Source organism: Actinoallomurus spadix, assembly GCF_024055725.1.
Lineage (GTDB): Bacteria > Actinomycetota > Actinomycetes > Streptosporangiales > Streptosporangiaceae > Actinoallomurus > Actinoallomurus spadix.
Map to the genome: position 1 here is coordinate 20,452 of NZ_JAMXMX010000036.1, position 19,203 is coordinate 39,654.

Here is a 19,203-nt window from a genome sequence, read left to right on the forward strand (position 1 = left end):
CCCGGAGCCGCCGCCGGCCACCCCCGCAAGTGGAAGGTTCACCCTGTATGTCCCCGTCCATCCGCATCGCCTTCGTCGGCGCCGGCTCCGTCGAGTTCACGCAGCAGCTCCTGCGCGACATCCTCTCCTTCCCCGAGCTCGCGGACGTACGGCTCGCGCTGCACGACATCGACCCCGAGCGGCTGTCGGTCGCCGAGGCGCTCGCCCGGCGCACGGCCGAGCGGTTCGGCGCCAAGCCGGAGATCGTCGCCGAGCTCGACCGCCGGGCCGCCCTGGAGGGCAGCGACGTCGTGGTGAACATGGTCGCCGTCGGCGGCCACCGGGCCACGACGATCGACTTCGAGGTCCCGGCACGGTTCGGGCTGCGGCAGACGATCGGCGACACGCTCGGCGTCGGCGGCATCTTCCGGGCGCTGCGGACGTTCCCGCTGCTTGAGGGGCTGGCCGCCGACATGGCCGCCGTGTGCCCCGGCGCGTGGCTGCTGAACTACACCAACCCGATGGCCATGAACCTGCAGTACCTTGCCACCGTCGCGCCGCGGCTCAAGGCCGCCGGCCTCTGCCACTCCGTCTACTGGACCGTGCGCGGGCTGTCCGACATCGTCGGCGTGCCGTTCGAGGAGGTCGACTTCCACTCGGCCGGCGTCAACCACCAGGCGTGGATCCTGCGCTGGCAGCACCAGGGCCGCGACCTGTACCCGGCGCTGGACGAGGCGATCGAACGCGACCCCGAGCTGCGCCGCCGGGTCCGCGTGGACATGTACCGCCGGCTCGGCTACTACCCCACCGAGACCAGCGAGCACTCCTCCGAGTACGTCCCCTTCTACCTGCGCCATCCCGCCGAGATCGAGCGGCTGCGCATCCCGGTCGGCGACTACCTGGGGATCAGCGCCGGCAACGTCGCCGAGTACGAGTCGATCCGGGAACGCCTGGCCGCCGGGCAGGACCCGGAGCCCCGCGAGGAGGAGGACGCCACCGAGTACGCCCCGCAGGTGATCCACAGCCTCGTCACCGGGGCCCTGCGCTCGATCCAGGTCACCACCGCCAACACGGGCCTGATCACCAACCTGCCCGGGGGCGCGGGCGTCGAGGTCCCGGCGACCGTCGACCGGCTGGGGGTGCACCCGCACGCGGTCGGCGCGCTGCCGCCGCAGCTCGCCGCCCTGAACCGGAGTTTCCTCAACGTCGTCGAGCTGGTCGTCGCCGCCGCCGTCGAGGGCGACCCCCGGCACATCCGGCACGCGATGATGTCCGACCCGGCCACCACGGCCGCGCTGACCGTCGACCAGATCTGGGAGCTGTGCGACGCGATGGTGGCCGCGCACGGTGACGCCCTGCCCCCCGCCCTGCGGGCCCAGGTCTCCCCGGGGTCGCGGTGACGGCCACGGCACGCCGGTCCGGCGCGCCGGATCTCCTGGTCGTCGGCGACGCCAACCCCGACGTGCTGGTCTCGGGAGCACCGGAGACACCGCCCGCCGGGCAGGCCGAGACCCTGGTCGACAGCGGCACGCTGGCGCTCGGCGGCTCCGCGGCGATCGTCGCGCACGGTGCCGCCCGGCTCGGCCTGTCCACCGCGCTGGTCGCGATGGTCGGCCGGGACGCCGCGGGCGACTTCGTCCTCGACACGCTCTCGGCGGCGGGCGTGGACATCAGCGGGTGCACCCGGCACGACAGCCTGCCGACGGCGCTGACGGTCTGCCTGAACCGGCCGGACGGGGACCGTGCGATCCTGACCGCGCCCGGCTGCCTGCCCGCCTTCGGTCCCGAGCACGTACCGGACCTGACCGCCCGCCACGTGCACGCCGCGTCGTACTTCCTGCAGCCCCGGCTGGCGGCCGGGCTGCCCCGGCTGCTGGCCGATGCGGCGGCCGGCGGCGCGTCGACGTCCCTCGACACCAACGACGACCCGGCCGGAACGTGGCGGCTCGCGCCGGGGCTGGCGGCCGCGTGCACGTTCCTGCTGCCCAACGAGGCGGAGGCCCTCGCGCTGGCCGGCGCGCTCGGCGCGCAGGGCGCCGCCGACCCGGCCGGTGCCCTCCGGGGGCGGGGAGACGAAGTCCTCCGCGGGCGTGGAGACGGTGCCCTCGGCGAGCGGGGAGACCGCGGGCCCGGCGGGCCGGCCGGCACGCCCGGCGGAGCGGGAGACCGCGGGCCCGGCGGGCTGGACGACGCGCTCGGGATCCTCCGCGCGGCGGGCCCCGTCCCGGTCGTGAAGCGCGGCCGCCACGGCGCGGTCGCGCGGATCGGCGCGCAGGACGTCACGGCGCGCGGTCCCGAGGTCGTCCCGGTCGACACCGTCGGCGCCGGAGACGGCTTCGACGCGGGCTTCCTGGCGGGATGGCTCGACTCGGGCGACCTCCCGCAGGCGCTGGCCTGGGGCTGCGCCTGCGGGGCACTGTCCACCCGCGCCGCGGGCGGTACGGCGGCGCAGGCGGGCCGCGACGAGGCGACGGCCCTGGCCGCCCGGGTCGAGATCGGCGTGAAGCCCCTGACCACGGCGTGACGGTGGGCGAGGACGGGATGAAGCGAGCAGGGCCGTGAGCGATCGACCCCTGATCCGACCGTTCGCGAGCGGCCCTGGCCGTCCTATAGTGATCAAGTGCGTCAAGAGGAGCGTCTCGGTCTGATCCTCGACCGGCTGGCCCGGGACGGCTCCGTCTCCGTGGCCGACCTCACCGGGGAGCTGGGCGCGTCTCCCGCCTCCGTCCGCCGGGACCTGCGCGTGCTCGAAGAGCAGCAACTGCTCAAGCGCACCCATGGCGGCGCGGTCTCGGCCGAGGTCCTGTACGAGCTGCCGATCCGCTACCGCTCGGGCCGCCACCACGAGGAGAAGCTGCTCATCGCGCAGGCCGCGGCGCGGCTGGTGACCGACGCGGTGCACTCGGTCGGCCTGGGCGGCGGCACGACGACGACGGAGCTGGCCCGGATCCTCGGGGCGTCTGCCCGCCCGCTGAAGGTGGTCACGAACGCGCTGAACATCGCCGGCGAGCTGTCCGTACGCCCCGCCATCGACCTCGTCGTGACCGGCGGCAGCGTGCGCTCGGCGTCGTACGAGCTGGTCGGGCCGCTCGCCGAGCAGGCGCTGGCCGGGATCAACCTGGACATCGCCTTCATCGGCGTCGACGGCATCGAGGCGGGCCGGGGCATCAGCACCCACGACGACGTCGAGGCGCAGACCGACCGCAGCTTCCTGCGCACCGCGGACCAGGTCGTCGTGCTCGCCGACGGTTCGAAGGTCGGCAAGCGCGCCTTCTCCCGCATCGCGGGCATCGACGAGATCAGCATGCTCGTCACCGACTCCGGCGCGGACCCGGCCGAGCTGGACCGGCTCCGCGCGGCGGGCGTCGAGGTCACCCTCGTCTGACGCCGCACGCCGTGGCCTGCACGAGGCATGCACGGTCGTGGCCTACCCGCCGTGGCCCGCACGTCGTGACCCCGGCCAGGGGCTCCGGCCGGGGGCACGACGGGCCGGGGTCACTTCAGGCCGGACGAGGCGATGGAGCGGACGAAGAAGCGCTGCGCGAGGACGAACAGGACGAGCACCGGGATCTGGCTGGTGACCGTGCCGGCCATCAGCACGGGCCAGTTCGTGAAGTGCTGCCCCTGGAAGTTCTGCAGGCCGAGCTGGATCGTCATGTTCCCGGGGCTCTGCACGGCGATGAGCGGCCACAGGAAGTCGTTCCAGACGTTGAGGAACGTCAGTACCGACAGGGTGGCGAGTGTCGGGCCCATGAGCGGCAGCAGGACGCTCGCGAGCGTCCGCAGCCGTCCGGCGCCGTCGATGCGGGCCGCCTCCTCCAGCTCCTTCGGCACGGTCGTGAAGAACTGCCGCATCAGGAACACGCCGAAGGGGGTGGCGAGGTTCGGCGCGATCAGCGCGCCGAGCGTGTCGGTCAGGTGCAGGTGCTGCATCACGATGAGGGTGGGCAGCATGACGATCTGGAACGGCACCATCAGCGTGGCGAGGACCACGACGAACAGCACCCGGTTGCCGAGGAACGGGATCCGGGCGAAGGCGTAGCCGGCCAGCGAGCACAGCACGAGGTTGCCGATCACGCAGCTGACCGACACGAGCGCGCTGTTCAGCAGCCAGTGCCCGAACGGCCCCTGGTGCCAGGCGTCGAGGTAGTTCTGCCAGTGCACGCCGCTCGGCAGCCCGGGCGGGAAACGCCGTGTCTCCGCCTCGGTGGAGATCGACAGCAGCACCATCCAGATGAGCGGGGCGAGCATCACCGCCGACAGCGGGATGAGGATCAGGTGCAGGGGGCTGGGCCGGCGCCGTCGCCGCGGCGGGCGCTCCCGCTCCGTGGTGCGGGCGTGTCCCCTCGATCGTGCGAGCGCCGTGTCGGCCATCTCAGTTCCCCTCGTAGTGGGAGGCCCGGCGGCTCAGCCAGAGCTGGACCATGGTCACGGCCAGGATCACCACGAACAGCGCGCTGCCGATCGCGGCGGCGTAGCCGCCGTCGAAGTCGACGAACGCCTGCTGGTACAGGTAGTAGACGAGGACCGTGCTGGCGTGCAGCGGGCCGCCCTTCGTGGTCACGTAGACCTCGTCGAACAACTGCAGCGCGTTGATCGTCAGCCAGACGAGGAGGAAGGACGAGGCCGGGGCGAGCAGCGGAAGCTCGACCTTCCAGAAGGCCCGCACCCGGCCGCAGCCGTCCAGGGCCGCCGCCTCCATGAGCTCACGCGGGACGTTCTGCAGGGCCGAGAGATAGATGATCACCGCGAAGCCGAGCCAGCCCCAAACGGTCATCATCACGACCGCGGGCAGCGCCTCGCCCGTGCTCTGGAAGAAGCCCTGCTGCGGCAGGCCGACCTTCCCGAGGGCCGCGTTGACCAGGCCGAACTGCGGGTTGAGGAGCCAGCTGAAGATCACGCCGGTGGCGACCGTGGAGGTCACCAGCGGGACGTAGACCGCCATCCGGTAGAACGTCATGCCGCGCACCTTCTGGTTGAGCAGCACGGCGATGGGGATGGCGAGCAGCATCGTGATCGGCACGAACAGCACGCAGTAGACCAGGGTCTGCCGGGCGGCCTGCCAGAACACCGGGTCGTGCACCATCTTCTGGTAGTTCGCGGCCCCGGTCCACGTGCCCGGCGACGTCAGGTCGGTCTGCTGGAAGGACAGCAGCAGCGACCAGACGACCGGGACCAGGCCGAACACCCCGATGAGGAGCACGGCCGGCGACACGAAGGCCCACCCGGCGAGGTGGTCGGCCCGGCGCAGCCGCGGACCGGACCCGCCGGCCCGGCCGCCACGCCGGGCGGACCGGCGTTCGCCCGCGGCCCGGTCGGCCGCCACGACCGCCATTACGCGCCCGCCATGATGCTGTTCACCTGGTCGCGTGCCTGGTCCAGCGCGGCCTGGGGCTGCGCCTTACCGAGCAGCACCGCCTGCACCGCCAGGCCGAGCGCCTGGGAGATCTTGGAGTACTCGGGGATGTTCGGCCGCGACTTCGTGGCGTTCTTCGCCAGGTTGTCGACGAAGACCTTGTCGCCGGGGTACTTCTTCAGGAACTGCTGGTAGGCCGGCAGTTGCGTCTCCGACTGCCGCAGGGGTAGGTCGCCGGTGGCGATGGAGAAGCGCACGTGGACCTCCGGGGAGGTCAGCCACTGCAGGAAGGCCCAGGCGGTCGCGCGGTCGGACTTGTTGAACATCATGTAGACGTCCGGGCCCGCGATCGTCGCGTGGGTGACCTTGCCGGGCAGGATCTGGACGCCGTACGACACGTCCTTGGTGATGGAGCCCAGGTCCCAGGGCCCCGTCCACAGCATCCCGATCTTCCCGGAGTTGAAGAGGTTGAGGTACTGCTGGTCGCCGCCGTCGAGGTAGACGGAGTGGTCCGTCACGGACATGTCGTGCAGGAGTTGCATGGCGGACAGGCCGGCCGGGGAGTCGAAGGCGGCCTTCTTGCCGTCCGGGGTGAGCAGGTCACCGCCCGCCTGCCACAGCAGCGCGAGGAACCGCCAGACGGTGTCCTCGGTGCCGTCGTTGACGTAGGCCCAGCCGTACTGCTTCTTTCCGGCGTCGGTCAGCTTGCGCGCGGCGTTCTGGAAGTCGGTCCAGGTCCAGGAGGCCGTCGGGTAGGACAGGCCTGCCGCGTCGAACAGCTTCTTGTTGTAGACGAGCGCCAGGTTGTCCACGAGCGCGGGAACGCCGTAGATCTTGCCGTCCGGGGTGGTGGCGGCCTGCCGGGCGGCCGGGAAGAAGTCGTCCCACTTGAAATCGGGCGCGCCCTTGACCAGCGACGTGAGGTCCTGGGTCTGGGGCCGCTTGGCCAGGGTCGTGATCGACGAGCCGAACTCATACGCGACCCCCGGCGTCTTGCCGGACACGAACGCGCCGAGCGTCTTCTTCAGGGCGTCGTCGTTGCTGCCGGCGAAGGTGACGTTCACCTTCTGGTTCGGGTGGGCCTGGTTCCACTCCTGGCCGAGCGCGGCGATCTCCTTCGCCTCCGGCCCGGTGTAGCCGTGCCAGAAGATCGTCGCGCCGTGGGAGGAGCCGGATCCTCCTCCTCCGGAGCAGGCCGCCACGGCCCCGAGAGCGAGCGTGGCGGCCATGGCCATGAGTCGCGTACCGGCCGTACGGCCGAGCAGATGTGATCTTGCGCGCGTCATAGATAACTCCCTGGGCGGGCCGCCCGCGCATCGCTTCAGTCAGGTTCGGTGCTCGTTTGCGAGCAATGCCAGGGACTTTAGATCAGAATCAATCACGTGTACAAGGCGTTCTGCGAACAACACGGTCACATTGCCGCAACCGATCAGCGGTCGATCATCGGCGGTCGCGCCCCGCCGAGACCGGCCCAGGGGCGGCCTCCTCCGGCGCGGCGAGAGGCGAACACCCGGGCGACGGCGGTACGCGGGACCAACCGTTTCCGCCGATAACGAGTTGACGTTAGCGGTGGATAATCACTGATATGGTGATTTCGTTAACACCGGAAACGGCGCGTCCGGCACGGAGAGACCGGCCGGAGCACGACCCCGGATCGCCATCGCTCACAGAGGTGCTCGTGATCGTCATCACCGCCCCCACCGGCCAGATCGGCCACCAGGTCCTCGACGCGCTGCTCAACGGCGGCCGGCCCGTCCGGGTGATCGCTCGCGATCCCGGCCGGCTCGCCCCGCGCACCCGTGACCGCGCCGAGGTCGTCCAGGGCTCCCACAGCGACCCCGGGGTCCTCGCCGAAGCGTTCAAGGACGCCGGCAGCGTCCTGTGGCTCGTCCCCCCGGACCCGGGCGCCGACGACATCCAGGAGCACTACCTCGGTTTCACCCGCCCGGCCTGCGACGCCATCAAGGCTCAGGGCGTCGAGCGTGTCGTGGGAGTCACCAGCCTGGGCCGCGGCTACGGCCGGCACGCCGGGCTCCTGTCGCCCGCGTTCGCGATGGACGACATGATCGAGAGCACCGGGGTCGGCTACCGCGCCCTGGCCATGCCGTTCTTCATGGAGAACCTCCTCAACCAGGTCGATGCGATCAGGAAGCAAGGGATGTTCTTCATGCCGAACCAGGCGGACCGCCCGCTGGCGGCCGTCGCCACCCGCGACATCGCCGCGACCGCGGCCCGCCTCCTGGCCGACGACTCCTGGTCCGGGCAGGGCACCGTCCCGGTGATCGGCCCCGACTCGCTGTCCCCCGACGCCATGGCCCAGGTCCTGACCGAGGTCCTGGAACGCCCGGTCCGCTTCCAGCAGGTCGACCACGAGGCGTACAAGGCGACGATGACGGGGTACGGGATGAGCGACGCCTGGGCGCAGGGTCTGGTCGACATGGCCAGCGCCCAGAGCGACGGCATCTACGACGCCGAACAGCGGGCCGTGACCTCACCCGCCCCGACCGGCTTCCGTCAGTGGTGCGCGGAGGTGCTCAAGCCCGCCGTCCTGGCCTGACCGCCCGTCGTCCCGGCCTCGTAGGCCGCAGCCGGCCTGATCGGTCGCAGCCGGCCGTCCCGGCCGCCGCCCTCGTCTACTCGCCGCCCTCTAGGTCGCCTTCCAGGTCGAGGTACGTCCGGCGCAGCCGGTCCAGCGTCGCCGGGTCGGGCTCGGCCCACAGGTTGCGGTCCGCGGCCTCCAGGAGGCGTTCGGTGATGCCGCGCAGCGCCCAGGGGTTGGACTGCTCCATGAACGCGCGGTTCTCCGCGTCGAAGACGTACTCCTGGGCGAGCGTCTCGTACATCCAGTCGTCCACCACCCCGGCCGTCGCGTCGTACCCGAACAGGTAGTCGACGGTGGCGGCGAGCTCGAACGCGCCCTTGTAGCCGTGCCGGCGCATCGCGGCGATCCAGCGCGGGTTCACGACGCGGGCGCGGAACACCCGGTGGGTCTCCTCGCCGAGCGTCCGCGTCTTCACCTGGTCCGGCAGCGCGGAGTCGCCGACGTACGCTGCCGGGTTCTTCCCGGTCAGCGACCGGACCATGGCGACCATGCCGCCGTGGTACTGGAAGTAGTCGTCGGAGTCCATGATGTCGTGCTCGCGGGTGTCCTGGTTCTTGGCCGCGACCGAGATCCGGCGGAACGCCGCCTCCATGTCGCCGCGCGCCTCCCGCCCGTCCAGGCCCCGCCCGTACGCGTAGCCGCCCCACACGGCGTACACCTCGGCGAGGTCCCGGTCGTCCCGCCAGTTGCGGGCGTCGATCAGCGGCAGCAGGCCCGCGCCGTACGCCCCCGGCTTGGAGCCGAAGATGCGGCTGGTCGCGCGCCGCCAGTCGCCGTGCAGGGCCACGTCCTCCAGCGCGTGCGCGCGGACGTGGTTGTCGGCCTCGTCCAGCTCCGCGACCGCGCTGATCGCGTCGTCCATCAGCGCGATGACGTGTGGGAACGCGTCCCGGAAGAACCCGGAGATGCGCAGCGTGACGTCGACGCGCGGCCGGCCCAGCTCCTCGCGCGAGATGACCTCGAACCCGGTGACGCGGCGGGACGCCTCGTCCCAGACCGGGCGGACGCCGATCAGCGCGAGCACCTCGGCGATGTCGTCGCCCTGCGTGCGCATCGCGGAGGTGCCCCACACCGTGAGGCCGACGCTGCGCGGGTACTCCCCGGTGTCCTCCAGGTGCCGCCGGATCAGCGACTCGGCGAGCGAGACGCCGACGTCCCACGACGTACGGGACGGGATGGCCTTCGGGTCGACGGAGTAGAAGTTGCGGCCGGTCGGCAGTACGTTGACCAGCCCGCGCGTCGGCGACCCGGACGGCCCGGCGGGGACGTATCCCCCGTCGAGCGCGTGCAGGACCGCCTCGATCTCCCCGGACGTCGCGTCCAGCCGCGGCACGACCTCCCGCGCGCCGAACTCCAGCAGCGCCACGACCTCGGGCACCTCGCGGCCGAGCACCTCGGCGCACACCGCCGCCGCCCGGGAGGCGTCCCAGCCGAGCGTCTCCATGCCGACCACGAGCCTGCGCGCGGCCGCCTCCAGCAGGTCGACCACGTCCGACGCGGTACGGGCCGGGCCGTCGACGATCTCGGTCAGCGCCGTGGCCTCCACCCGCGCGCCCGGCACGGCGAGCAGCTCGCGCTCGTCCAGGCCGTGGGCCGCCGCGATCGCCGCCCGCAGTCCCGGCAGCGCCCCGGCCCGGCCCGCCCACACCTGCGCGGCGCGCAGCACGGCGAGCACGAGGTTCACGCGCTGCCCGTCCTCGGGGGCCTGCCCGAGGATGTGCAGGCCGTCGCGGATCTGCACGTCCTTGATCTCGCAGAGGTACCCGTCGATGTGCAGGACGAAGTCGTCGAAGTCGGCCTCGCCCGGCTCGTCGATGACGTGCAGGTCGTGGTGGAGCTGGGCGGCCTGCACGAGCGTCCAGATCTGGGCGCGCACGGTCGGCAGCTTCGCCGGGTCGAGCGCCTGCACGGTGGCGTACTCGTCCAGGAGCTGTTCCAGCTTGGCCAGGTCGCCGTACGTGTCCGCGCGCGCCATCGGCGGTACGAGGTGGTCGACGATGACGGCGTGGCCGCGCCGTTTGGCCTGCGTGCCCTCGCCCGGGTCGTTGACGATGAACGGGTAGACGAGCGGCAGGTCGCCGAGCACCGCGTCCGGGGCGCACTCGGCGGAGAGGCCGAGGCCCTTGCCGGGCAGCCACTCGAGCGTGCCGTGCTTGCCGAGGTGGACCACGGCGTCCGCGCCGAACACCTCGTCCAGCCAGCGGTACGCCGCCAGGTAGTGGTGGGAGGGCGGCAGGTCGGGGTCGTGGTAGATCGCCACCGGGTTCTCGCCGAACCCGCGCGGCGGCTGGATCATCAGCACGACGTTGCCGAACCGCAGCGACGCGAGGACGACGTCGTCGCCGTCCGTGTACAGCTCGCCCGGCGGCTCACCCCAGTGCTCCCGCATCCGCTCGCGCAGCGGCTCCGGCAGCGCGGTGAACCACCCCTCGTAGTCCTTCAGCGCGCCCCGGGCCGGCGCGGCGCGCAACTGCTCCTCGGTCAGCCACTCGACGTCGTGCCCGCCGGCGGCGATCAGCGCGTGGATGAGCTCATCCCCGTCCTCGGGGTACTCGCCGACGTCGTAGCCCGCCGCGCGCAGCGCGGCGAGCAGGCGCACCGCCGAGGCGGGCGTGTCCAGCCCGACGGCGTTCCCGACGCGGGAGTGCTTCGTCGGATACGACGACAGCACGATCGCGAGCCTGCGCTCGCCGGCCGGCGTGTGCCGGAGCCGGGCCTGGCGGACGGCGATGCCGGCGACCCGCGCGGCACGCTCCGGGTCGGCGGCGTACACGGGGATGCCGTCCGGCCCGTCCTCCTTGAACGAGAACGGCACCGAGATCAGCCGGCCGTCGAACTCGGGGATCGCGACCTGCATCGCGGCGTCCATCGGCGACAGCGCGGCGTCCGACGCCTCCCAGGTCGCGCGGGACGTCGTCAGGCACAGCCCCTGGACGACGGGCACGTCCAGCGCGGCGAGCGCCCCGGCGTCCCACGCGTCCTCGTCCCCGCCCGCGGAGGCGTCCGCGGCCACCGCTCCCCCGGCGGCGAGGACCGTCACGATCAGCGAGTCCGCCTGTCCGAGCAGCTCCAGCAGCCCTTCGTCGGCGGAGCGCAGCGAGCCGCAGAAGACCGGCAGCGCGTTCGCGCCATGCTCCTCGATCCGCTCGCACAGGGTGTCCACGAACGCCGTGTTGCCGGACAGCTCGTGCGCCCGGTAGAACACGACGCCGACGGTGGGCCGGCCGTCCCGCGGCTCGCCACCCGTACGGTGCACGCCGTACGCGGGCATCTCCCGTGGCGCCTCGAAGCCCTCCCCGGTGAGCAGCAGGGTGTCGGACAGGAAGCGGGCGAGCTCCCGCAGGTTGTCCACGCCGCCCTCACGGAGGTACGCCAGCGCCTCGGCGGCGACGCCCGCGGGCACCGTCGACAGCGCCATCAGCTCCGCGTCCGGGGCGGCCTCCCCGCCGAGCGCGATGAGAGGGACGTCCCTGCGGCGAAGCTCCTCGATCCCCTCCCGCCAGGTCTTGAGCCCGCCGAGCAGCCGGACGACCACGGCGTCGACCCCCGCGCACAGCGCGTCCAGGTCGGCGACGTCCAGGCGGGACGGGTTGCCCGTGACATAACCGGCGTCCGCGGAGCGCGCGGACAGGAGTTCGGTGTCGGCGGTGGAGAGCAGCAGGACACGCACGTGTCGTTCCTTCCCTCGGGGGTCCTCGCCCCGGCTCGGGTGAAAGGTCGGCGACGGCGGGAAGTCTCCTGACTCCCAGGTCACCGCTCCCCCGCGGCCTTCCAGCTCATCGCCGTGGCCGTACGTGCGGGCTCGCTACCTGGTCACAGTTGCGGGACAGCCCCGGATTCACACCGGGTTCCTTCCCTCGCCGTCGCGCGCTCAGTCTACGAGCGCGACCCCGCCGGCGCACCGTCGTGTTGTACGCCGGCCGGCACGTACGGGCCGGAGACCCGCTCGGGGGCCCGGCGGTCCAGGGCGCCGGAGACGAGGGCCACCGCCAGGCCGGCCGCGCCGATGAGCGCGGCGATCCAGGTCGTCGATGCGTAGCCCAGACCGGCGTCGATGGCCAGGCCGCCGAGGAACGGCCCGACCGTGTTGCCGAGATTGAACGCCGCGATGTTGGCCGCGGACGCCATCGTCGGCGCGCCCGCGGCCTTGTCCAGCACCCGGGTCTGCAGCGGGGCGATCGTGGCGCTGCCGGCCACGCCGAGCAGGAGCATCACGACGACCACCGCGACCTTGCCGTGCACGACGAAGAAGAAGAGGGCCGACACGGCGATGACGGCGGCGAGGATCGCGTACAGGCTGGGCATGAGGGCACGGTCGGCGAGCCTGCCGCCCACCGCGTTGCCGGCCACCATGCCGACACCGAACAGCACCATCAGGATCGGCACCGCCCCCGAGGAGAACCCGGTGACGCGGGTGGCGATCGGCGCGACATAGGTGATGACGGTGAACACCGGAGCCCAGCCGAGGGCCGTCATGGCGAGCGCGAGCCAGACCTGGCCGTGCCGGAAGACCGAGAGTTCGCCGCGCAGACCGGTGCCGGTGGACGGCCGTGGCTGCGCCGGGACGAGCGTGGCGATGCCCGCGAGAGCGACCAGGCCGATCGCGGCGACCACCCAGAACGTCGACCGCCAGCCGAGCGCCTGGCCCAGCGCGGTGCCGCCCGGGACGCCGAGGACGTTCGCCACGGTCAGGCCGGTGAACATCATCGCGATCGCCCCGGCCCGCTTCTCGGGCCGTACGAGGTCGGCGGCGACGACGGAGCCGATGCCGAAGTAGGCGCCGTGGGCGAACGCGGTCACCAGCCGGGCGACCATGAGCACGCCGTACGCGGGCGCGAGCGCGCAGAGCAGGTTGCCGACGGTGAACAGCGCCATCAGCGACACCAGCATGGTCTTGCGGGACATCCTCGACCCGAGTGCGGTCAGCAGCGGCGCCCCGACGACGACTCCGAACGCGTACCCGGACACCAGGAGCCCGGCGGTGGGGATGGAGACGTGCAGGTCGGAGGACAGGTCGGGGAGCAGGCCGCTGATGACGAACTCGGTGGTTCCGATGCCGAAGCCGCCGATCGCCAGGGCGAGCAGCGCGATGGGCATGAGATCTCCTCCGCATACACTGGGGAGCGTGAGCAATAGCCCGCGTAGGCATTAGTTGCACACTCCTGATACTTGCAGACGCCGACTATCTCACCACGCAATCGGTGAGCTGCCAAACGGAAAGAGGGGTGACCCATGCCACTGCCCGATGACGCGGCCGAGGCCCGCGCCCAGGGCTGGCGCACCCTCGCCGCCCTGCACGCCCGGATCGAGGACAGGGTCGAGCGGGCCCTGCAGGCCGAGCACGATCTGAGCGTGAACGAGTACTGCACCCTCCACCTGCTGTCCCGGCAGGAGGACTGGCACATGCGGATGCAGCAGCTCGCCAACGCCATGGTCCTGAGCCAGAGCGCCACGACCCGGCTCGTCACCCGTCTGGAGAAGCGCGGGCTGCTCCGCCGCTACCTATGCGAGGACGACCGGCGCGGCATCTACACCGAGGTCACCGAGGAGGGCGGGGAGCTCCTCGCCAAGGCCACCCCCACCCACAACGCGGCCCTGGAGGCGGCCCTCGCCGACGCCGCCGCACTCCCCGAGCTGGCCCCCCTGGTCCGGGCCCTGGAGACCCTCCCCGACCTCACCCCGAAGGACTGACCGCCCACCGAGCCGTCCGGAGATCCCTCGTCACGGCCGCCAGGACCGGCCGTCCGGATCCCATGCCGCGCCCGCGACCTCGCCGGCCAGCAGCGGATCGGCGAACGCGACGACCCCGGCCACCACCTCGGCGAAGTCCTCCGGGTAGGCGTCACCGTCCGGTCCCAGGCCGATTCGCCACTCGTGGTAGGTGCGCCTGCGGAGGTCGACAAGCGACGTGATCCGCTCGGACAGCGGCCCCGGTTTCAATCCCCGGTGGTCCGCCGTCCTGGCCACCGCCGCGAACAGTCCTTCACCGGTGAAGGCGTTGCCCGCGATGAGCCGCCAGATGTCGGCGTAGTCACGGACCCGTGTATTGGCGTCGGCTCTTTCGAGCGCCGTGAGGATCTTCTCTGCGAGGACCGTCTCGATCGGATAGGCGAGCAACGTGAATCCGGAGTCTTCGAGCTGTTGCGGGAAGTCGATGCGCCGCACTCCTGGCACGATCGGGTCTCCAGAGCTGACATCGATCTGAATGCTGCTTCGGAAACGTGCGACTCGGGCGGGGATGATGACCCGCGTCCCCCCGTAGGGACCATCCTCCCGGATCGCCCGGCTCCGAAGCTGGCCGACCAGGAACTCGACACCGTCGTCGATCGCCATGCCGGCGACACGGCCATCACTGCCACGGCATCGTCTCCCGCGACCGATATACCGATGCCGGACAGATCCGCGTCGCGGGTCGTACGGCGTGCGTCATAGGCGCTCAGCAGCATGCCGCCCTTGAGTGCGAACCGCTCGGACACGTCCGAGCGGCTCAGTCGATACAGGAAGCGTTCGAGGACGAATAAGGTCAGTAGTTCGTCCGTCGGGCGGCCTTCCCTCCGCGCCTTGTTACGCAGGTCGTTGTACGCACGGCCGGCGGGTGTGTCCCGTCGCGGATTCGGAGACATCAGGAGAGCACCACTTCTATCGCTTGGAGCACCGAGCCCCCCACTCCGAGGGTCCGGGCGAGATCCACCAATTCGCCGGGGCGTGCCGCAACGCTCTCCAATGAACTCCGGAGCGCGCGCAACGCGAAGACGTCCCCAACGAGGTGCCGAAGTCGCATGGCGTCGACGACACTCCTGGCGGCACTATATATCCGGACCCACTCAGAGGGCGCTGCCTCATACATTTCAACGCCTATCCCGAAAGAATCAGGATTGAATCGGTGAACCTTCAGTGGCGGGAAATCCATCCTAGGAGGTGTAGTTCCCCTAGGAACTGCTATGTGCACCTTCGCCGGGATTTGGTCAATTAGGCCGTGCAACGCCAACGCCGTTTCGAGGCAGACGACGGCCAATGGCGCTCGCAGTGCCACCGCGATCAGGTCGACCTGCCCCTCAGGCGCCGCAGCCTTCCGGAAGACGCCTCTGCTCAGTTCGTGGACCACACCTTCGTCGCGCAGGCGGTACAGATCGTGCGGCGCCATACCGATCTCCCGCGCCGTTCGGGTCAGGAAGGTCGCGGGCAGGCGCTCCAGGCGAGCGAGAGACGCAGACGAGGTGGTGGCCATGTATCAAAGTATTACCAGCTCGGTCCGAGCTGGTAATACTTTGATACATGGCCGGTCGCGGGAAGGCGGGCTAGCGTGGGGGTGTGGGCGGGTTCGGTTCGGTCGGTCAGAGCGTTCGGGTGCGGCCGTCGGCGCGGCTCGCGGCGGCGGTGGCGCGCTGCGTGGGGTACCGCTACGAGGGCTTCCCGGCGGGCACGCACCTGGGGCTGCCGTCCCGGCATCTGACCGTGGTCCTCAGCCTGGGCGACCCGACCCGTACGAGCGGGCCGTACGGTTCGGCCGCCCTGACGGCGCTGGCCGGGGGGCTGCACACCCGGCCGGTGCACATCGCGCATGACGGTGACCTGGCCGGCGTTCAGCTCGACCTGACGCCGGAGGGGGCCCGGGCGCTGTTCGGGCTGCCCGCCGCCGAGCTGAGCTCGGCCGTCCTGCCCCTCGGCGACCTGATCGGCTCCCGTGCCGGAGAACTCGCCGAGCGGCTGGCGGAGGCCCCGGCCTGGCCGGCACGGTTCGCCGTCGTCGAGGACGTGCTGTCGCGGGGCATGGGCCGGCCGCCCGGCCCGCCGCCGGAGGCCGGGTACGCCTGGCGGCGGCTCGCCGAGACGGATGGCGCCGTACGGATCGGCGACCTGGCGCGCGAGGTGGGGTGGAGCCGGCGGCATCTGAGCGAGCGGTTCGCGGCGGAGTACGGGCTGCGGCCGAAGGAGGCGGCGCGGGTCATGCGGTTCGAGCGGTCCAAGCGGCTGCTCAAGGAGCCCGGCCGGCCGTCGCTGGCGGCCGTGGCGGCGGCGTGCGGCTACTACGACCAGGCCCACCTGGCCCGCGAGTGGAACGACCTCGCCGGGTGCCCCCCGTCCGCGTGGCTGGCCGGCGAGGAGCTCCCTTTCGTCCAAGACGGCGAGGACGCCACCGGACGACGATGAGGCCATGAACGAGATCAGAGTCTGGCCCGCCCTCCGTTACAAGGACGCCCACGCCGCCATCCGCTTCCTCGTCGACGCCTTCGGGTTCGAGGAGGTCACGGTGCATGAGGACGACGGCCGGGTGGCGCACGCCGAGCTGCGCGCGCCCGGAGGCGGCGGCGTCATGCTGGGATCCGCCGAGCGGCCCGACAGCGCGATCGCGGGCCTGCCACCGGGCACCGGGGCGGTGTACGTCGTCACCGGCGCGCCCGACGCGGTGTACGAGCGGGCCGTGGCGGCGGGCGCGACCGTCGTCCAGGGGATCACCGACGAGGACTACGGTTCGCGCGGGTTCACCGTACGGGACCCCGAAGGCGTGTTCTGGAGCTTCGGCACCTACGCCGGCGCCGGGTCCTGAACCGGTGCCAGGACCGGGCAGCCGAGCCGGTCCTCGGCGTGCACCGGTGGCGGGGCGCCCTGCGCGACCGCGATGCGCAGCGGCCAGAACGGCTCGCGGGGCGCCTCCGCCGCCAGCCGCGTCAGGAACGCCGACGTCGAGAGCAGGACGCTCGCCCGGTGACGGCGCACCCGCTCGGCGACCGCCGTGATCGACCGCCGGCCGGAGTCCAGCACCGCGCTGGCCCCGGAGTACAGCGGCAGGAAGACGGTGTTGCGCAGCCCTACCGGGTCGTGGGTCTTGGGAACGGAGAACAGCACGTCGTTCTCCCGGAGCCCGAACGGCTCCATCGCCAGGAACGACACCTCCGGGTCACCGTGCGCGTAGACCTCACTGAACTGCGCGAAGGCCGGCGTCCCCGGATGCACGGGGTGCGCGGGCGGCGCGGTCGCCCGCGCCATGCCGGTGACGAGTTCGCCGGGGGTGATGACGTTCGCGTGCCGGCCGGGCGCGCAGACCGCGACCTCGCCGGGCGGAAGCATGGACGCCTCGGGGTCGGCGATCAGCGCGAGCGCCCCGACGCGTACGGTGCCGAGGAACGCCCACACGAACTCCATCGTCCCCGGCAGCGCGATGACCACCCGGTCACCGGGCCGTACGCCGCACGCCCGAAGGAACCCCGCCGCGCGCCCGGCCCCCCGGTGCACCTCCCCGTGGGTGAAGACGTCGTCACCGCACAGGAACGCCGCCCGGTCCCGCCAGCCGAACGCGAGCGTCCACCGGCTCAGCGACTCGGCCAGATTCGCGTCTGGCGACGGGTCGGGCATGCGTGCTCCCTCGTCGATCGATGACCCCTTTGGGAGATTAGGCCGATCCACCGTGCTGGGACAGACCCGGAGCGTGATCAAATGGCCATGAAGGAGGCCATCTGTGGACAACCTGCGCGTCGCGCTGATCGGGTATGGAACCGGAGGCGCGGTCTTTCACGCCCCGCTCATCTCCGCCGCTCCCGGCCTGGATTTGGCCGCCGTCGTGACCCGCGACCCGGCGCGGCGGGCCGCCGTCCGTGACCGGTACCCCGGCACCGCCCTGCTCGACGCGCCCGGCGACGTCTGGTCCGGCGGATACGACCTGGTCGTCGTCACGACGCCGAACCGCACGCACGCGCCCCTCGCCCGCGCGGCGCTCGACGCGGGCCTGCCCGTCGTCGTCGACAAGCCGGTCGCGGTGACCGCCGCCGAGGCCCGGTCGCTGGCCGGCGGCCCCCTCGTCGTGCCGTTCCACAACCGCCGCTGGGACGGGGACTTCCGGACGGCCGCCCGGCTCATCGGCGAGGGAACTCTCGGGCGGGTACTGCGGTTCGAGTCACGGTTCACGCGCTGGCGCCCGCAGATCAAGCCGGGCTGGAAGGAGACGGCCGACCCGGCCGCCGCCGGCGGCGTCCTGTACGACCTGGGCGCGCACCTGATCGACCAGGCGATCACACTGTTCGGCCCGCCCGTGGCCGTCCACGCCGAGCTGGACGTACGACGGCCCGGCGCCGAGGCCGTCGACGACGCGTTCGCCGCCCTGACCCACGCGAACGGCGTCCGGTCCCACCTATGGATGAGCGCGATCAGCGCGGACCTCGGCCCGCGCTTCCGGGTGCTCGGCGACCGCGCCGCGTACGTCACGTACGGGCTGGACGGGCAGGAGGACGAGCTCCGCGCGGGCCGTACCCCGCAGGACACGGGCTTCGGCGTGACGCCGCCCGAGGCGTACGGCGGAGTCGGCACTCCCGGCGACACCCGCCCGGAACCGACCGACCAGGGCCGCTACCAGGACTTCTACCCGGCCGTCGCGGCAGCGGTCCGCGGCGAGGGCCCGCCCCCGGTCACGCTGGAGGACGCGATCGCCGGCCTGGAGGTCATCGAGACCGCGACGCGGAGCTCCCGTTAGCCCGTCCGCCGGGCGATGACGTGGAGCAGGGCGGCCACGCCGCGGTACGGGTCGGTACGCCCGGCGCGTTCCTCGCAGGACAGCAGCGCGTCGAGTCGCTCGGGCCCGGGAACGGGCGCGTCGTCGGCGGCGGTGTCGGTGAACACGCGCACGCCGTACCAGGCGACCCGGGTCAGGCCCCGCTCGGTGAGCGCCGCGGTCAGGTCGGCGAGCCGGTCGGCGCGGGCGTCGACGCCGATCCGGTTGCGGTAGCCGGTGCCGCCGAAGGCGCCGGCGGCGGCCGCCCAGTCGCCGCGCAGTCCCGGCCGCATGGCGAGGGCGTCGCCGTTCCGCACGAGGAGGGACACGAGCCCGCCCGGCGCGGTGACCGCCGCGACCGCGTCGAGGACCGGGCCGGGATCGGCGAAGTACATGAGGACGCCGTGGCACAGCACCGCGTCGTACCGGGACGGCGCGAGCAGGGCCGCCGCCTCGGCCGCGTCGCCCTCGACGAGGCGGACCCGCTCCCGTACCTCCGGTCGCTCGGCCGCGAGCGCCGCCCACAGGTCCGCGAGCAGCGCGGGCGAGGCGTCCAGCCCCGTCACCCGGTGGCCCCGGCGGGTGAGCGCCAGCACCTGGGTGCCCTGGCCGCAGCCGATGTCCAGGACGTCCAGAACGCCGCCCGGCCCGGCGTCCGGAAGGTGGCCGGCGAGCTGCCGGGTCACGAGCTCCTGGCGGACGACCTGCCGCAGCGTCCCGAGCCGCGACCGCCAGCGGTCCTCGCCGGGTGTGAAGCCGGTCATACGCTTTCCTCCGCCGGAG

General features: G+C 72.3%; 17 protein-coding genes, 1 pseudogene and 1 riboswitch. Of the genes and pseudogenes, 8 read left to right on the forward strand and 10 right to left on the reverse strand.

Annotation, left to right across the window (positions count from 1 at the left end):
- Positions 1-47 precede the first annotated feature (47 nt).
- From melA to NE235_RS33995, 3 genes are all read left to right on the forward strand, one after another.
- Complete coding sequence (melA, locus tag NE235_RS33985) at positions 48-1,379, forward strand: alpha-glucosidase/alpha-galactosidase (RefSeq protein ID WP_252810435.1); 1,332 nt, start codon at positions 48-50, stop codon at positions 1,377-1,379.
- On the forward strand, positions 1,376-2,503 hold the full coding sequence (locus NE235_RS33990) for a carbohydrate kinase family protein (protein ID WP_252810437.1): 1,128 nt from the start codon (positions 1,376-1,378) through the stop codon (positions 2,501-2,503). The genes melA and NE235_RS33990 overlap by 4 nt, the downstream gene beginning before the upstream one ends.
- A gap of 96 nt (positions 2,504-2,599) precedes the next feature.
- The gene (locus tag NE235_RS33995; RefSeq protein ID WP_252810439.1) at positions 2,600-3,364 is read left to right on the forward strand and encodes a DeoR/GlpR family DNA-binding transcription regulator; all 765 of its coding nucleotides are present in this window, start codon (positions 2,600-2,602) and stop codon (positions 3,362-3,364) included.
- Between the two features lie 110 nt (positions 3,365-3,474).
- On the opposite strand, the gene NE235_RS34000 is transcribed toward NE235_RS33995, so the two are convergent.
- The 3 genes from NE235_RS34000 to NE235_RS34010 are packed head-to-tail and all read right to left on the reverse strand — an operon-like array spanning position 3,475 to position 6,621.
- Positions 3,475-4,353, reverse strand: a complete 879-nt coding sequence (locus NE235_RS34000) for a carbohydrate ABC transporter permease (protein ID WP_252810440.1) — start codon at positions 4,351-4,353, stop codon at positions 3,475-3,477.
- Between the two features lies 1 nt (position 4,354).
- Positions 4,355-5,314, reverse strand: a complete 960-nt coding sequence (locus NE235_RS34005; RefSeq protein WP_252810443.1) for a carbohydrate ABC transporter permease — start codon at positions 5,312-5,314, stop codon at positions 4,355-4,357.
- Positions 5,314-6,621 (reverse strand): ABC transporter substrate-binding protein, encoded by a 1,308-nt coding sequence (locus NE235_RS34010; protein ID WP_252810445.1) that lies wholly within the window; start codon positions 6,619-6,621, stop codon positions 5,314-5,316. Before NE235_RS34010 ends, NE235_RS34005 begins: the two co-directional genes overlap by 1 nt.
- 392 nt (positions 6,622-7,013) lie before the next feature.
- On the opposite strand from NE235_RS34010, the gene NE235_RS34015 reads away from it, so the two are divergent.
- Positions 7,014-7,892, forward strand: a complete 879-nt coding sequence (locus NE235_RS34015) for an NmrA family NAD(P)-binding protein (protein ID WP_252810446.1) — start codon at positions 7,014-7,016, stop codon at positions 7,890-7,892.
- Between the two features lie 76 nt (positions 7,893-7,968).
- On the opposite strand, the gene cobN is transcribed toward NE235_RS34015, so the two are convergent.
- Entirely contained in the window at positions 7,969-11,607 is a 3,639-nt protein-coding gene (cobN, locus tag NE235_RS34020; protein WP_252810449.1) for a cobaltochelatase subunit CobN, read from the reverse strand.
- A 41-nt stretch (positions 11,608-11,648) separates the two neighbouring features.
- Positions 11,649-11,847: riboswitch (cobalamin riboswitch) on the reverse strand.
- A complete protein-coding gene (locus tag NE235_RS34025; RefSeq protein ID WP_252810451.1) occupies positions 11,814-13,034 on the reverse strand; it encodes an MFS transporter in 1,221 nt (406 codons plus the stop codon). Its footprint overlaps the riboswitch before it by 34 nt.
- A 135-nt stretch (positions 13,035-13,169) precedes the next feature.
- Between NE235_RS34025 and NE235_RS34030 the strand changes: the two genes are divergently transcribed.
- Positions 13,170-13,628, forward strand: coding sequence for a MarR family winged helix-turn-helix transcriptional regulator (locus NE235_RS34030; RefSeq protein WP_252810453.1), 459 nt, complete (start codon positions 13,170-13,172; stop codon positions 13,626-13,628).
- A gap of 30 nt (positions 13,629-13,658) precedes the next feature.
- On the opposite strand, the gene NE235_RS34035 is transcribed toward NE235_RS34030, so the two are convergent.
- The 3 genes and pseudogenes from NE235_RS34035 to NE235_RS34040 form a co-directional block, all read right to left on the reverse strand.
- The gene (locus NE235_RS34035) at positions 13,659-14,270 is read right to left on the reverse strand and encodes a nucleotidyl transferase AbiEii/AbiGii toxin family protein (RefSeq protein WP_252810455.1); all 612 of its coding nucleotides are present in this window, start codon (positions 14,268-14,270) and stop codon (positions 13,659-13,661) included.
- A 65-nt stretch (positions 14,271-14,335) separates the two neighbouring features.
- Positions 14,336-14,560: pseudogene (locus tag NE235_RS38805) on the reverse strand (nucleotidyl transferase AbiEii/AbiGii toxin family protein); the annotation flags it as partial.
- Complete coding sequence (locus tag NE235_RS34040; RefSeq protein WP_252810457.1) at positions 14,560-15,165, reverse strand: type IV toxin-antitoxin system AbiEi family antitoxin domain-containing protein; 606 nt, start codon at positions 15,163-15,165, stop codon at positions 14,560-14,562. The pseudogene NE235_RS38805 and the gene NE235_RS34040, both read right to left, overlap by 1 nt.
- Positions 15,166-15,248: 83 nt before the next feature.
- Here NE235_RS34040 and NE235_RS38490 point away from each other — a divergent pair, with 83 nt between their 5' ends.
- Together NE235_RS38490 and NE235_RS34050 are read left to right on the forward strand one after the other, a co-directional pair.
- Positions 15,249-16,088 (forward strand): helix-turn-helix domain-containing protein, encoded by an 840-nt coding sequence (locus NE235_RS38490; RefSeq protein WP_252810459.1) that lies wholly within the window; start codon positions 15,249-15,251, stop codon positions 16,086-16,088.
- A gap of 4 nt (positions 16,089-16,092) precedes the next feature.
- Positions 16,093-16,485, forward strand: coding sequence for a VOC family protein (locus NE235_RS34050; protein WP_252810461.1), 393 nt, complete (start codon positions 16,093-16,095; stop codon positions 16,483-16,485).
- Here the strand turns inward: NE235_RS34050 and NE235_RS34055 are convergent.
- Positions 16,464-17,291 carry an AMP-binding protein gene (locus tag NE235_RS34055; RefSeq protein ID WP_252810463.1) on the reverse strand — a complete coding sequence of 276 codons (828 nt, stop codon included), beginning with the start codon at positions 17,289-17,291 and terminating at the stop codon, positions 16,464-16,466. The two genes, NE235_RS34050 and NE235_RS34055, sit on opposite strands and share 22 nt — an antisense overlap.
- 103 nt (positions 17,292-17,394) lie before the next feature.
- Here NE235_RS34055 and NE235_RS34060 point away from each other — a divergent pair, with 103 nt between their 5' ends.
- Positions 17,395-18,402 carry a Gfo/Idh/MocA family oxidoreductase gene (locus tag NE235_RS34060; RefSeq protein WP_252810465.1) on the forward strand — a complete coding sequence of 336 codons (1,008 nt, stop codon included), beginning with the start codon at positions 17,395-17,397 and terminating at the stop codon, positions 18,400-18,402.
- Here NE235_RS34060 and NE235_RS34065 read toward each other — a convergent pair.
- A complete protein-coding gene (locus NE235_RS34065) occupies positions 18,399-19,184 on the reverse strand; it encodes a class I SAM-dependent methyltransferase (protein ID WP_252810467.1) in 786 nt (261 codons plus the stop codon). The two genes, NE235_RS34060 and NE235_RS34065, sit on opposite strands and share 4 nt — an antisense overlap.
- Positions 19,185-19,203: the final 19 nt, after the last annotated feature.

Excerpts from the sequence above, each read along its gene's own strand:
- NE235_RS34030 (WP_252810453.1), top strand. The coding sequence starts at position 13,170 with ATGCCACTGCCCGATGACGCGGCCGAGGCCCGCGCCCAGGGCTGGCGC.
- melA (WP_252810435.1), top strand. The coding sequence starts at position 48 with ATGTCCCCGTCCATCCGCATCGCCTTCGTCGGCGCCGGCTCCGTCGAG.
- NE235_RS34005 (WP_252810443.1), bottom strand. The coding sequence starts at position 5,314 with ATGGCGGTCGTGGCGGCCGACCGGGCCGCGGGCGAACGCCGGTCCGCC.
- NE235_RS34065 (WP_252810467.1), bottom strand. The coding sequence starts at position 19,184 with ATGACCGGCTTCACACCCGGCGAGGACCGCTGGCGGTCGCGGCTCGGG.
- NE235_RS34010 (WP_252810445.1), bottom strand. The coding sequence starts at position 6,621 with ATGACGCGCGCAAGATCACATCTGCTCGGCCGTACGGCCGGTACGCGA.
- NE235_RS34050 (WP_252810461.1), top strand. The coding sequence starts at position 16,093 with ATGAACGAGATCAGAGTCTGGCCCGCCCTCCGTTACAAGGACGCCCAC.
- NE235_RS34000 (WP_252810440.1), bottom strand. The coding sequence starts at position 4,353 with ATGGCCGACACGGCGCTCGCACGATCGAGGGGACACGCCCGCACCACG.
- NE235_RS34025 (WP_252810451.1), bottom strand. The coding sequence starts at position 13,034 with ATGCCCATCGCGCTGCTCGCCCTGGCGATCGGCGGCTTCGGCATCGGA.
- NE235_RS34040 (WP_252810457.1), bottom strand. The coding sequence starts at position 15,165 with ATGGCCACCACCTCGTCTGCGTCTCTCGCTCGCCTGGAGCGCCTGCCC.
- NE235_RS34035 (WP_252810455.1), bottom strand. The coding sequence starts at position 14,270 with ATGGCGATCGACGACGGTGTCGAGTTCCTGGTCGGCCAGCTTCGGAGC.
- NE235_RS34055 (WP_252810463.1), bottom strand. The coding sequence starts at position 17,291 with ATGCCCGACCCGTCGCCAGACGCGAATCTGGCCGAGTCGCTGAGCCGG.